This is a genomic window from Calothrix sp. PCC 6303 (assembly GCF_000317435.1).
GTDB lineage: Bacteria > Cyanobacteriota > Cyanobacteriia > Cyanobacteriales > Nostocaceae > PCC-6303.
This window is the reverse complement of the sequence record NC_019751.1, coordinates 745,918-759,345: the sequence shown is the minus strand read 5'-3', so window position 1 is coordinate 759,345 and position 13,428 is coordinate 745,918. Positions and strand designations below refer to the sequence as shown.

Here is a 13,428-nt window from a genome sequence, read left to right as displayed (position 1 = left end):
TTAGATATAGAATAATATATACAGACGCGACATGTCTTTTTTCTACGGGGTTTATAGCTTTTGCGCTAATTCGGGAATATCGCAACGATAGAGTTGTAAAGGAACACCGCGACGATAATATTGTTGATTGTCTTGGAAACAGGTTTGGGTTTGGGCAAATTTAATTTTAGCAGGGAAATCCCGTTGTCTTAATCCTGAACCCACTATCCAAAAGTTGAGTTTGGTAGTTGAAAATTCGGGTAAAGCTGCTAGTTTTTGCCAAACTACTTGAAAATCTGGATTTTGAGAGATAAATAACATGTTTTTTGGTACATCTATAAAGGATCTATTTACTTTTTTTTCTGTTATTTCTTTCCAACTCACAGCGAAACTCAATCCTAAAGCAACATCTTGATAATCTCGATAACTCACAACTAAAAGATGGGGTTTTTCAGGTTCTTGGGAGATTTTTGTAGCAATGAAGCTAGGATCGAATGGTTTTTGAAAACTCAGATTTGAAACTACGCAAAGACAACTAATTAACCCAACTAAAATAATTACCCAGGGAAAGTATTTTTTTTGATGTTTAATTAATAAGCTGCCAGCAATTAAAGCACAGAAGCTGGAATAATAGACAAAGCTGTAGCGAGGAACAATGGTAATGTCTTTTTGGAATGTATAGATAATGATGAAAAATTCTAATAAAACTCCTAAAGTAAAAATTAGTAAGGTAAATGCCGGGAATTTAGTTTGAGGGTTAATTAAGAGTAACTTCAAACCTGAAAAAAACTGAAAACCTACCCAAATACTAAATAACAGCATCAAAACACCAGAAATTACTTTGATAAATAAAGGTTGATTCTCTACAGGGAAAGAAACTACCATTAAAATCCAACTAATTAAAGTTTGATAAACAGGGGCAATATTTTCTGGAGTGCGTAACCAATCGGTTTCAGTGCGACGAGAATGGGTGAGGAGAATTGTCATCCAGGGAATAAATGCCAGAATAACTAGGGAAACTGAGCCGATTAAGAATAAAATATATTTTTGGAGATGATAAATACTTTTCCTTTGCCAAAAAATGAAAATAATTAAAGTGGCAACTTGGGAAATAAAAGCCAGGATGAAAAAATAATGGACATATAAACCGAGAATGTTGATAATTACCCAAGTGAACCAAGTTCCAATTTGGATTTTACCTTGCCGCAAGATGTTATGCTGTAGTTTGAGCAAGAATGCGATAGCATAACAGATCAAAAGCATTGGCAGCGTGTAATGTCGCGCTTCCTGAGACAGATACACCGCAAAAGGTGATACTGCCATCAAAGCAGCTGCAATAATTCCCGCTTGGGGATTAAAAGCGATCCGATTGAGGTAATATACAACAGGAACGGTACAGATACCCAAAATTGCCGGAAGCGATCGCATGTTGAATATCCAGCTTGCCCCTAAAGGATTTAACCACCCTAACCACCCATGCATTGCACAAAAAAATAAAGCTGGATGGGTAGATTGGGAAGCAAGATTTTCGGCAATTTGCAGACAAGTGGTTTCTGGTTGATAGGTGAAAATCTCTGGCAATTTCACCAACGGGAAAACGAAATCTAACGGTAAATCTCGATAGCTATTCCCCAAACTAAAAATAGATGTAATTACTTCATCCATCCACAGCGGTTTGAGTTCCAGATTTAAAAACCTTAAAATTGCAGCAACTAGAATTATTCCGGTTAAATATATATAGTGAAGAGAGGATTTATTCATCTAATTTGGGAATTTTAACTCAAATCCTGGTAAGACATCTTCTCCAGAAATAATAGTTGGTATTTGCACAACTTCCACAGCTTGAAAAAGTCGATAAATTTCCACTTGATTGTCTTGAGGATTAATCAGCCAACCCAAACCTAAGCCATTTTTAATATATTCTTGCATTTTCTCTTGAATTGTTGCCAGTCGATCTGTTTGGGAACGTAATTCAATCAAAAAGTCGGGTACAAGTGGCGGAAATTTTCTTCTTTCTTCTAACGTTAAAGCTTCCCAACGTTCCAATTTTACCCAAGCAGCATCAGGAGAACGTTTTGCACCATTAGGCAGTATAAAGATAGTTGAAGAACTAAAAACTTTCCCTAATTTAGCTTGACGATTCCAAATTTCTAAATCAGTGATCAATCCAGCTTCTTGATTTCCGCTTTCTCCTCCCACTGGTGGCATAATTATTAATTCTCCTGCTGCATTCATCTCCAGATTTAAGTCATGATTGACAATACACAATTGATAAAATTGATCATCGGTTAAATGAACAATCGGTTCTAGATTTAGCACAACAGTATTCATCAAAGCTTTCCTCGTGCCTTTAGTTAAAAGTTTAGCAGTGTAATTCTAACAAAACCATCGCAGTCAGCAGATAATAATCATTCAAAATTGGACTTATAGAATACCTGAGTTGAGCTAATAGCTAACCACTCAGAGTATAATTAAGATATATGCCTGATTCCCCACCACTCACACCCACACCAACAACATTTTCACGAACTTCGGCAATCAACGGAATTCGTGACAGTTTGCGATTGGGACAGCAAAAAATGGCAGATTGGGAATCGGGAAAATTGGCAGTATCCGCAGTCCCCGGTGCAGGCAAGTCTACAGGAATGGCGGCTGCTGCGGCAATAGCGATCGCGCGGCAATACCAACAAGCAGAAAATGGATTCAAAAATAACCGCAGACAACTGGTGGTTGTGACTTTTACCCGTTCTGCGGCTGCTAATATTAAAATTAAGATTCGTGAATATTTAAAGAAATTATCCCTACCCCAAACAGGCTTTATCGTCCAAACTCTCCACGGATTAGCCTTAAATATTGCCAGTCGTCATCCCGAATTATCTGGTTTAGACCTAGAAAACGTCACTTTAATTACACCCAACCAAAGCCACAGATTCATCCGCACCGCTGTGGAAAATTGGATATCTTCCCATCCCCAAGACTATTTGAGACTTTTGGAAGGAACACAATTTGATGGGGAAGAAACCGAAAGATTACGGAGACAATCGGTATTACGTACCGAAGTGCTACCAGAACTAGCCACAACAGTTATTCACGAAGCCAAAAGTTCGGGAATATTCCCCCAGGAACTACGAAAACTCACCCATCAAACCAACGATGAGTACGGCATCCTCAGCATCGCCGCCGGATTGTATGAACAATATAAAAACTTGATGCAGCTAAGGGACTTCATCGATTACGATGACATGATTTTAGCAGCATTACGTGTCCTGAATAACCCTTCCGCCCGAAAAATCGAGCAAAACCAAGTATTTGCAGTCTTTGAAGATGAAGCCCAAGATTCTAGCCCTTTACAAACCCAACTCTTAGAAATCTTAGCCACCGATGCGACACCCAACCCCAACATTAACTTAATCCGTGTCGGCGATCCAAATCAAGCCATTAATTCCACCTTTACCCCCGCAGATCCCATCTACTTTCGGGAATTTTGCTCAGAATGTAGCAACATCAACCGACTTGCGACAATGGATGTCGCTGGACGCAGTACCAAAATCGTCATCGAAGCGGCAAATTTCGCCTTAAATTGGGTAAATAGCCGCTACCAAGGCAACCCAGAATCAGAACATAACCCGAAAAACTTCCTCACCCCCTTCCGTCCCCAAATCATTCACCCTGTAGACCCCACAGACCCCCAACCCAACGCGAATCCAGAACATGTGGGAAGAGGGTTAGAACTATATACCCCCCGCGACATCCACCACACCGTCGAATTACTATCACAACGCATCATCGAACTATTCACACCCGAACCCAGCCAAATCTCCGCTGCAATCCTAGTGAGGGAAAACCGTCAAGGACGCTTCCTTGCCGAAAAACTCGCCCCAATTTGTAAACAAAATAATATTATCCTGTACGATGCCGGAGAACGCGATCGCCATTCCCACGTACCTGAGGAAATACTAGCACTTCTCCAGTTATGCGATCGCCCTCACTCCCCAGACTACTTAAAAGCTGCCCTTCAAGTCATGGTACAGCGCCAATTGATACCAACCCAAGATTTGAACGCCTTAGCATCTCTCCCCGAAGACTTCCTCTATCCCAGTCCCCTCACAGCACCTCCAACCGCAGACGTAGAAAAAGCTGCACACCTGTGTCGGAGTTTACTTCGCGCTCGTTTAGAGTTGCCACTGTATCAACTCATACCCTTTCTTGCCCTCACCCTCAACTACGACCAAGCAGAACTTGCCACAGCCGACAAGCTAGCAGAGCGGGTAAATATACAAATCTCCACCAATAATTCTCTGGGTGGGATGTTAGTTATATTGAGTGAAATCGTTAGTTCTGAGCGCTTTGAGTCGGTGGAAACCGAAAATATCGAAGCCCGCTACACCGGGAAAGGGCAGTTAACAATTATCACCATGCACAAAGCCAAGGGGCTAGATTGGGATTACGTATTTCTACCTTTTCTGCATGAAAATTTAATACCCGGCAGATTCTGGGTTCCTCCCCAAAGGCAATTCCTGGGAAACTTTACCCTTTCCGAAGTTGCCCGCGCTCAAATTCGTTCTGCACTGCACCAAGAAGCAGTGCCAGATGTTACCGCAGCTTGGGAACAAGCAAAATACCTGAAAACCGCTGAAGAATACCGTTTACTCTATGTTGCCATGACCAGGGCAAAACGCTTACTGTGGATGTCTGCGGCACAAAAAGCACCTTTTACCTGGAGTAAACCCGAAAATCTCCAAGAACAAGCTGCTTGTCCGGTATTTTTGGCATTAAAACGGCAATTTCCCCAATGTGTTGTTAAAAATCAGTAAACAGTTATTAGCTAATTAGTCAAACAATATAAAAACTGCTTTATCCAGACTTGATAAAAAATACTAGACAACGGGAAACTAATTCGGCGACAATTTATCTAAGACTGTGTAAAAAAATATTCGGGTAGGGCTTATGCACCACTCAAATCAGCGTCATAAATTGCTTATTACCCTCACCACAATATTGACTGGGGCAATTTGTCTGGCTGGAGTTGGGATTTATGTAGTTCTCAAAGCTGCGGAAAACCCGATAAAGTCTGAAATATCTACATCAGAAACATCTACTATACCCACAGACACAGCACCAGTTGAAACATCCGTCACATCTTCCAGTGAAGGCAGTACATCTGCGACAGTAGTTATCCCCAAAGTTGATACTCCGAAAAACTTTGGTGGTGTTAACTGGCAAGGTAGGAATTTCCAAACAATGAACTTAAGCAAAGCGCAATTAGGTGGGGCAAATTTGAGTCGGGGAAATTTGAGTGGTGTTGATTTGAGTGGTGCAAATCTTGGTGGGGCAAACTTGACTCAAGCGAACTTAGTAAATGCGAATTTGAGTGGTGCTGATTTAAGAGGTGCAAACCTTGGGGGTGCAAATCTCAAAGGAGCAAATTTGAGTGGTGCGTTGTTAGATGGTGCCAATACCACAGGTGCAATTATGCTGCAAAGATGAGTATTTCAAAGTTCCGTTGCAGAGTTTAAGTGGTTGCCATAGGCTGCTTTATAGTAATTCTCAAAAATAAAGCGACAAAGTTAATAAGATAGAGACACGATTTATCGCATCTCTCGATCTAGTTTACGTGTTCTGTCAATTGGTAATCACGAAAATGAGAAATTATTTGTAACAGAATCATGCAGGTGACTATTTACATCAGTTTTCACCTATTTAAACCATATCAACCTTAAGGGTTTAGCAATGCTAAACCCCTGCAATGTGGTCTATTTAACTGAAAATAGCTGTAAAACAGGGGCTTTGGTATGTATCACCTGTTCGATAACATCGGTAGCATAGTTTACTCCTCCTGCATCCTGAATAGCAGAACGTAATTTCTCCGCATTATCTCGATAAGTGGGATTTTCCAGTACTCGTTTAATTGCCGACTTTAAGTTGGAAGCATTCAGTTTTTTCAGAGAAACAACTTCACCCGCACCAGCTTGAGCAACCCTTGCTGCCATACCAGGTTGATCGGTAGTAATCGGAATCGCAACCATGGGAACTCCACTACTTAAACAACTTACCGCTGTGCTACCTGCATGAGTGATCACTAACCCCGAACGATCAATGAGTTTTTGGTGAGGTGGGAAAGGAACCACAAGTGGATTGCCAGGGAAATTGGTCTTGGAGGGGTCTGCTTTCGGATTTCCTAAGGAAATAACTAACTGTGCGTCAATATCTAAACAAGATTCTGCAATGCGATGAAAAATTTGCCAATTATGGCTTTGTAGTGTACCTAAATTTGCGTATATTAGTGGCTTGTCGTTGAGATGTTCAAAAGAGAAAGACTGGTTATTTAAGGATACAGGTTCTATATTTGAAGGGTTTTTGAGAAGCCCTGCATAATGAAACCAAGGTACGATTTTCTCGCGGGGAAAATCGAGTTGCTGAGGTAATTGAGCAATTTGGGCAAGTTGCGAATATAAATCACTTCGCGTATGGTGAGGTGGCAAATGCCATTTTTTTCTTTGCTGAACTAGCGTATCCCAAATAGGTTGGGTTAGATAATTGATTAGAGTATATCCTAATTGATTGCGTAGTTTAGCCCACCAAATATTTTGATATTCCCAGTGAGTAAAGGAAGGTGGAATACCAGGTTCTTGATTTAGAGGTAAGGCGTTGCAAATTGTAATGAATGGTAAGTTAAGATAATCGGCGATGGTTCCCCCTGCACCAGTAACTTGATCTACTAGCAGAAGTTCTATTCCAGCGCTACGGATAGCATTGGGAGCCTCACGAAACAACATATCAGCTTCTTTTTTAAAAAACTGGATGACTAATTTAGAACCTTCCAATCCGGTTAATTTCCCCAGTTGAGCATACATGTTTTCTATGCTACCAATAGGAAAATCACTAGCTCCGATTTCATAAAACTCTAAGTTGGACTGAGCAATTTTTTCCTTGACTTCTGGTACACCAAACAATGTGACTTTGTGTCCGCGACGCAATAGTTCAATTCCCAGGTTACACATTGGGTTGAGGTGCCCAATTGCTCCAGGACAAAGAATACCAATATGAGACATGTTATGAATTTTTAATAGAGCACATCGGTCAGTATAGGTTAATTCTGGTTCCTAACCTCACTATCCTACTCAGCTTCAAGTGAGAGTATTTTATTCGTATCAAATAGCTATGAGTGACGAATGTCACAAATTGCAGAGATTTCAATCACCTAGGTTATATCCACCCATAACTTAGGTTGAATGTAGACAAACTATAAATTAAACCAGCGATAGATTATAAGTAATAGTTACTTGTGGTTGCTGTGGAGGTTTGCTATGTGGGAAAAGCTTATATTGGCGGTTGGTTTAACATTTACATTGAGTTTATTTGTCAACTTTAACGGGTTTTCTCCCAGACAAAACCAGAATGAAGTCAGATCTCCTCAACATTCATTTTTTGTGGTGACTAAAGTGGAAAATCCGCAAATTAGATAAAAAATTAGCTCTAAATCTTGAATCAGAGCGTTTTTTGGCGAATCTGGCTGACTGGTATCTGTATTTTTATAAGTTAAGGTTGAGTATCAACTAAAACATATAGATTGCGATCGCGTTTTATGAAAAGCCAGGTTATCGCTGCCGCTACATTTTTCAGTACCATGACTCTGATGGCTTCTACTGCCTATGGTGCTAATTCAGAACAATTCCGACAATTATTAGCTAACAAGAACTGCCAAGCCTGTGATTTGAGCGGTGCTGGCTTAGTTATGGCTGATTTGGTGGGGGCTAATTTAAGTGGTGCTAATTTGACTGGTGCCAATTTGAGCCGCGCTAATTTAACAGGTGCCGATTTACGTGGTGCCAACTTAACTGGTGCTAGTTTGTTTGGTGCTAATCTCAGTGGTGCCAAGCTAGACGGGGCAAATTTAGCGGGTACAGATTTGAGAAATGCTTACCTGCATAATGCTCAATTAACGAATTCGGCAATTAATGGGGCAAATTTCCAAGGTGCAGTGGGAATTCCTTCCCAAGTAGCAACACCAGAGGAATTTTATGCTTTGGGAGTAAATTCTGCTGATAAGGGAAACCATCAGCAGGCTATGGATTACTTTAATCAAGCGATCGCACTCAAGCCAGAATATGCTGGTGCATACCTGGCTCGTGGTATCACCCGTTACCAAACTTTTGATCGTTCCGGTGCATTCCAAGATGCTCAAGTCGCTGAAAAGCTTTTTACCAGTCAAAATAATGATAATGGAAAGCTGACTACTCAAGCTTTTATTATGGAACTTAAAGCACCCCAAGAAGGTAAAGTCAGCACAGGGAAACCCAGCTTTTTTGATTTCTTCAGTGGTGTTGCCTCTGTTTTATTGCAGTTTTTGCCATTTTAAGCAATTTTTTAGCTTGAGCGTCGTTAGACGCTCTCTGAAGCTGCATAATTAATTCTCAGATTATTTTTTGATTAGGGACTTGTATATTGAGTCAATTTTTGGAACACTTAGTTAGTTAGAGAATCATCAGCGGTGCTACGAGTTCAATTCTATGACAGAAAAGAACTAGGTTCGATAGTCGATCGAAATAATAGATATCCGATTCTAAGGCAGTAGCTGTCTTAGTTATATTTGTGTGATTATTTTACCTTTTTCTCGCATTCAGGTTTTATATTGAAGTTATTACCGTCGTAGCCCAATGAAGTATCAAGTATTAAATCGCATTTTTGGCAAGCATATGACAAAAACACGCAAATTTGAGCGTTTGGTGTTAAATAGCGATTTTTTAATTGTGGAAATGTCAGATGAACTCCATCTATTTGCAGATTCCCAAACTGAACTTCATATAGGTAATGATGCAAGATTAAGTTTCCCAGAATTGATGGGAATCGAAGAAATTTTAATCTCAATTTTACAAGGACAACAAGATTTATTTGAATTAGAAGAAATTCAGCGCTCTTATATTGATAAACCAGATAGATATCTTGATATATATATTTTTTGTGACCAAGCAATAACAAATCAAACACCTGATAATTATCTGACTGTTTTATTTGAAGATATCACAGAAAAGATCATAGTCAAAAGAAAAGTGATGCAAAAATATCACGAATTGGGTTTACTATCTAGTGTTTTGTCTTCCTATAAAAACTACATGGATAAAGTTATTACTTCAATGGGAGATGCATTGATAGTAACTACAAAATCTGGATATATTAAAAAAATCAATCGAGCCGCAGTTAATTTATTTGGATATAGGGAAGAAGAGTTAGTTAACCAAAAGATTTCTTTAATCATTGATGAAAATCAACTTTTACAGCAAGCAATTCAAAGACCTGGCGCATTTCAGGAATATTTAAAAAATGTTGAAGTTGTTTGTAAAAATAAAAATCGAGAAAAATTGCTAGTTTCTTTCTCCTGTTCTGTCATCATCAAAGCAGATCAAACTTCCGAAGATATTATTTATGTCGGTCGGGATATTACAGCTAGACAACGTAGACAACAACGCAATTGTACCCAATTTGGAATTACACGGATTTTATCAGAATCTCAATCCCTTAAACAGGCAATGCCAGAGATTTTGCGAATAGTTTGTGAAAGCTTGGGATGGGATTTGGGAGAACTTTGGACATCAAGTGAATATATATCAATCCCATCAGAATCAAGTTATGTGGATCCAATTTTACGATGTGTAGAAATTTGGTCTTCTCGTATTGTCTCAGTGCGTGAATTTAAAGCTTTAACCTGGCAAACTACCTATTCTTTGGGGATGGGTTTACCTGGTAGAGTTTGGTTAATGGGTTCACCTTTGTGGGTGCGTGATATTGTCGAGGATGAAGACGTAACCCAAAATCTCTATGATGAAAGTCGTTCCCAGTTAGCAGCAAACTGTAATTTGCACGCGGCATTTGGTTTTCCCATCCTTGATGATAACCAAATTTTTGGGGTGATGACTTTTTTTAGCCGTGAGGTTCAACCACCTGATATTGACTTATTACAGATGATGGTTTCTGTTGGTAGCCAAATTGCTGAATTTATCAAACGCAAACATGCAGAAGAAGCACTTTTAGCGAGTGAAGAAAGATATCGTGATTTATTTGAAAATGCCAATGATTTAATTATTTCGGTAAATCCCTACGGACGATTCATTTATGCTAATCGTGCTTGGTATGAAACCATGGGATATTCTCAAGCAGATATCGAAAATATCAACATTATTGATATCATTCATCCTGAATATCGTAGTAGTTCTCGACAGTCTTTTACTAGAATTTTATCTGGGAATGGTTTTGAGCAGATTCAAACAGTTTTAATGACTAAAAATGGCAACCAAGTTGTTTTGGAAGGAAATATTAGTTGTAGATTTGTCGATGGGAAACCAGTGGCAACCAGGGGAATTTTTCGAGATATTACCAGTCGCATCGCAGCAGAAATTGCCCTGCGTCAGCAACAAGAACAAACAGAACGTTTGTTGCTAAACATCTTACCAGAAGTGATTGCCAATCAGTTGAAGCAATATCCTGGCAACATTGCCGAAGATTATGCTGATGTTTCGGTGTTATTTGCTGATTTAGTTGGTTTTACTCAAATTGCATCCCAAGTTAGTGCAATTCAACTAGTTAAACTCCTGAATCAGATTTTCTCAGCATTTGATCTGTTATGCGATCGCTATAACCTAGAAAAGATTAAAACCATTGGTGATGCTTACATGGTGGTGGGTGGTTTACCGATGCGAAGACAGGATCATGCTGATGCTATCGCATTTATGGCGCTAGATATGCAAGACGCGATCGCGCAATTCAACCAAGAGAATCAACAAAACCTCAATATCCGCATTGGTATCCACAGTGGTTCTGTAGTGGCAGGTGTAATTGGAATTAAAAAGTTTACCTATGACCTCTGGGGAGATACGGTCAATATAGCCAGTAGAATGGAATCCCAAGGCATTCCTGGACAAATTCAAGTAACAGAAGTTACATATAATTTATTGAAAGATAAATTTGAACTGCAACAGCGTGGTGAAATCGAAATTAAGGGTAAGGGAAAAATGATGACTTATTTATTAGTTGGTGTTCAAGGTAAATAGGTGGGTGAGCGCTCAGTCGAACGCTGACGCTCACGGCGGAAGCCTGCTCATGAATAGGGGACTGTCAAGACTATACTTTGACTTCTTTCGGGCTTAAAATACTTGATGCAATTGAAGCACACACCAAAATCAAATAAAGTGACACAGTTTTAACTCCCAAAACGGGCCATCTTCTGATTGCACCCAAAATCATCTTTGCATTATTTTTGGTTGTGAAGTGTTTAATAATTAATTCTCGACAAAAATTTCGACTGTATCCAATTTCCCGCAATTTAGCATAAACTATCGGTAAATCGGCATAACGTACCCGAAACCACAGCCTCTGATTTGCCAATGCATTAGTCCCATAGGTATAAACTAAATAAACATCACGGCTAAATTTAATACTTCCTTGTAGAGCGCAAAACGCACCCCAATATATCTGTCCTTCCAGGTTATTAATGCTTGATTTCCAGATTTCTAAAGCTAATTGAACAACTTCAGTTTGGTATATTTGGGCGCTTATAAATCCTAAGCCAAAAATATTTTCTGAGATATTATTCTCTATAAATGTTCTACCATCCACAACTAACTCTTCTTCAGCAATGTCAAAATTACGACCCTTAACTATTCTATTATTAGGTAAGTCAAATCGAGAATAATTGAGACTAAGTAGTGATAAATCAGGATGTGCTTTTAAATTTTGAATCACATAACTTACAGCATTAGTTTGAATTGTTTCATCATCACCAATTACCCAAACATACTTACTACTGGTACTTTTGAGGCAGTAAGCAATATTTTTCATCACTCCGATATTAATTAGATTTTGGTTAACTCGAAAGTCAACATTGCTTAAATTTTCTTGCCATTTTTTAATAACTGCCTGCGTATTATCCTGAGATGCATTGTCAGAAATCAAGACTTCACACTCAGATTCATAACCTGCGATCGCATTTGCCAACCATCCCAGTTGCTCATCTAGTGTAACTGCACAGTTATATGTAGGAATTGCGATTGTCAGCAGTTTATTCATATTATCTAGTCACGACTCATTACAGGAATAGTCTTTCTTACTAGATTAAATACAGCTTTTCCGGTTAATTGATATTAATTATGGGATAAAAAACTTTGATTTTTTCTTATTTTTATCCCACTTTTTATAATATTTATTAACAATAGAAATGATACATCAATTCTGTTACATCAAATACAGTATTTTCTCAAACTTTCAATAGTCTCGACGATCTGTTGTCCAACCTGGTCAATTTCTAGCTCAGTATTAAAGCGTCCAATGCCAATTCTCAAAGAAGCATCAGCCAAGCTTTCAGAATGCCCCAAAGCAAGCAGCACATGGGAAGATTTGCTACTAGTTGAGGAACAAGCAGAACCAGAAGAAAGGGCAACTATTGATTGTAATCCTAATAGTAAAGCAGCCCCATTAACCCCTTCAACACTAATATTTAAATTTCCCGAAAGCCGTTGTATTGGATGTCCATTGAGGTGAATTCCTTCTAACTGAGAAATCACTCCCCACAAACTTTGTTGTAACTGCCTTAATCGTTGATTTTCCACAACTTGTTCTGCCAAAGCAATTTCCACCGCTTTCCCAAATCCCACTATTTGCGGTGTATACAAAGTTCCTGAACGCATCCCCCTTTCATGTCCACCACCATGTTGCTGTGCAGTCAACTTCACTCTAGGGTTGCGTCGTCTCACATACAAAGCACCGATACCTTTAGGACCATAAACTTTATGTGCTGTTAATGACATTAAGTCGATTTTCATGCTTTGAACATCTAGAGGAATTTTCCCGATTGCTTGTGCTGCATCGCTATGAAAAATAATTCCATGTTCTCGGCAAATTTCACCAATTTCTGCTAGAGGCTGTAAAACACCAATTTCATTATTTGCAGCCATAATTGAAACTAAAATAGTATCACTACGGATAGCTTTTTTGAATTCAATTAAATTAATTAGTCCATCTTTGTCAACTGGTAAAAATGTAACTTCAAAACCTAAAGTTTCCAAATATTTACAGGGATCAATTACAGCATTATGTTCTGTCACCACAGTAATAATATGCTGACCTTTAGCAAAATAAGCTTCGGCAACACCCTTAATTGCTAAATTATTTGCCTCAGTTGCACCACTGGTAAAAATAATTTCTTCTGGACTAGCATTAATCGCTGTTGCTAAGACTTCCCTCACTTGCTTTACCGCTGCTTCTGCTTCCCATCCATATTGATGATTAACACTGGATGGATTGCCAAAGTGTTCATAAAAGTAAGGCAGCATAGCATCAACCACACGACGATCGACAGGTGTTGTGGCATGATTATCGAGGTAGATGGGACGGTGCATAGGAAATTGCAAAGTAGAGAGTCCGCAATTATTTTAAGCTAAATTAAGTAGAGTCGTTGAA

The 13,428-nt window shown here is 39.1% G+C and carries 9 protein-coding genes; 4 read left to right on the top strand and 5 right to left on the bottom strand.

Going from position 1 to position 13,428, the window contains the following annotated elements; genetic code table 11:
- Positions 1-51: 51 nt before the first annotated feature.
- Both CAL6303_RS03105 and CAL6303_RS03100 read right to left on the bottom strand, forming a co-directional pair.
- Entirely contained in the window at positions 52-1,740 is a 1,689-nt protein-coding gene (locus CAL6303_RS03105; protein WP_015196368.1) for a glycosyltransferase family 39 protein, read from the bottom strand.
- Positions 1,741-2,310 carry a Uma2 family endonuclease gene (locus tag CAL6303_RS03100; protein ID WP_015196367.1) on the bottom strand — a complete coding sequence of 190 codons (570 nt, stop codon included), beginning with the start codon at positions 2,308-2,310 and terminating at the stop codon, positions 1,741-1,743.
- 149 nt (positions 2,311-2,459) lie between these two features.
- On the opposite strand from CAL6303_RS03100, the gene CAL6303_RS03095 reads away from it, so the two are divergent.
- Together CAL6303_RS03095 and CAL6303_RS03090 are read left to right on the top strand one after the other, a co-directional pair.
- The gene (locus tag CAL6303_RS03095) at positions 2,460-4,793 is read left to right on the top strand and encodes an ATP-dependent helicase (protein WP_015196366.1); all 2,334 of its coding nucleotides are present in this window, start codon (positions 2,460-2,462) and stop codon (positions 4,791-4,793) included.
- Between the two features lie 133 nt (positions 4,794-4,926).
- The gene (locus tag CAL6303_RS03090) at positions 4,927-5,466 is read left to right on the top strand and encodes a pentapeptide repeat-containing protein (protein WP_015196365.1); all 540 of its coding nucleotides are present in this window, start codon (positions 4,927-4,929) and stop codon (positions 5,464-5,466) included.
- A 266-nt stretch (positions 5,467-5,732) separates the two neighbouring features.
- Here the strand turns inward: CAL6303_RS03090 and CAL6303_RS03085 are convergent, their stop codons facing one another.
- A complete protein-coding gene (locus CAL6303_RS03085) occupies positions 5,733-7,031 on the bottom strand; it encodes a glycosyltransferase (protein WP_015196364.1) in 1,299 nt (432 codons plus the stop codon).
- A gap of 533 nt (positions 7,032-7,564) precedes the next feature.
- On the opposite strand from CAL6303_RS03085, the gene CAL6303_RS03080 reads away from it, so the two are divergent.
- Entirely contained in the window at positions 7,565-8,338 is a 774-nt protein-coding gene (locus CAL6303_RS03080; protein ID WP_015196362.1) for a pentapeptide repeat-containing protein, read from the top strand.
- 337 nt (positions 8,339-8,675) lie between these two features.
- Positions 8,676-11,024 (top strand): adenylate/guanylate cyclase domain-containing protein, encoded by a 2,349-nt coding sequence (locus CAL6303_RS03075; protein ID WP_041740228.1) that lies wholly within the window; start codon positions 8,676-8,678, stop codon positions 11,022-11,024.
- Between the two features lie 70 nt (positions 11,025-11,094).
- On the opposite strand, the gene CAL6303_RS03070 is transcribed toward CAL6303_RS03075, so the two are convergent.
- Together CAL6303_RS03070 and CAL6303_RS03065 are read right to left on the bottom strand one after the other, a co-directional pair.
- On the bottom strand, positions 11,095-12,039 hold the full coding sequence (locus tag CAL6303_RS03070) for a glycosyltransferase family 2 protein (protein WP_015196360.1): 945 nt from the start codon (positions 12,037-12,039) through the stop codon (positions 11,095-11,097).
- Between the two features lie 170 nt (positions 12,040-12,209).
- The gene (locus CAL6303_RS03065; RefSeq protein WP_015196359.1) at positions 12,210-13,367 is read right to left on the bottom strand and encodes a cysteine desulfurase family protein; all 1,158 of its coding nucleotides are present in this window, start codon (positions 13,365-13,367) and stop codon (positions 12,210-12,212) included.
- Positions 13,368-13,428: the final 61 nt, after the last annotated feature.

Bases quoted from the DNA above. Each gene is read 5' to 3' on its own strand.
- CAL6303_RS03105 (WP_015196368.1), bottom strand. From the start codon at position 1,740: ATGAATAAATCCTCTCTTCACTATATATATTTAACCGGAATAATTCTA.
- CAL6303_RS03100 (WP_015196367.1), bottom strand. From the start codon at position 2,310: ATGAATACTGTTGTGCTAAATCTAGAACCGATTGTTCATTTAACCGAT.
- CAL6303_RS03095 (WP_015196366.1), top strand. From the start codon at position 2,460: ATGCCTGATTCCCCACCACTCACACCCACACCAACAACATTTTCACGA.
- CAL6303_RS03090 (WP_015196365.1), top strand. From the start codon at position 4,927: ATGCACCACTCAAATCAGCGTCATAAATTGCTTATTACCCTCACCACA.
- CAL6303_RS03085 (WP_015196364.1), bottom strand. From the start codon at position 7,031: ATGTCTCATATTGGTATTCTTTGTCCTGGAGCAATTGGGCACCTCAAC.
- CAL6303_RS03080 (WP_015196362.1), top strand. From the start codon at position 7,565: ATGAAAAGCCAGGTTATCGCTGCCGCTACATTTTTCAGTACCATGACT.
- CAL6303_RS03075 (WP_041740228.1), top strand. From the start codon at position 8,676: ATGACAAAAACACGCAAATTTGAGCGTTTGGTGTTAAATAGCGATTTT.
- CAL6303_RS03070 (WP_015196360.1), bottom strand. From the start codon at position 12,039: ATGAATAAACTGCTGACAATCGCAATTCCTACATATAACTGTGCAGTT.
- CAL6303_RS03065 (WP_015196359.1), bottom strand. From the start codon at position 13,367: ATGCACCGTCCCATCTACCTCGATAATCATGCCACAACACCTGTCGAT.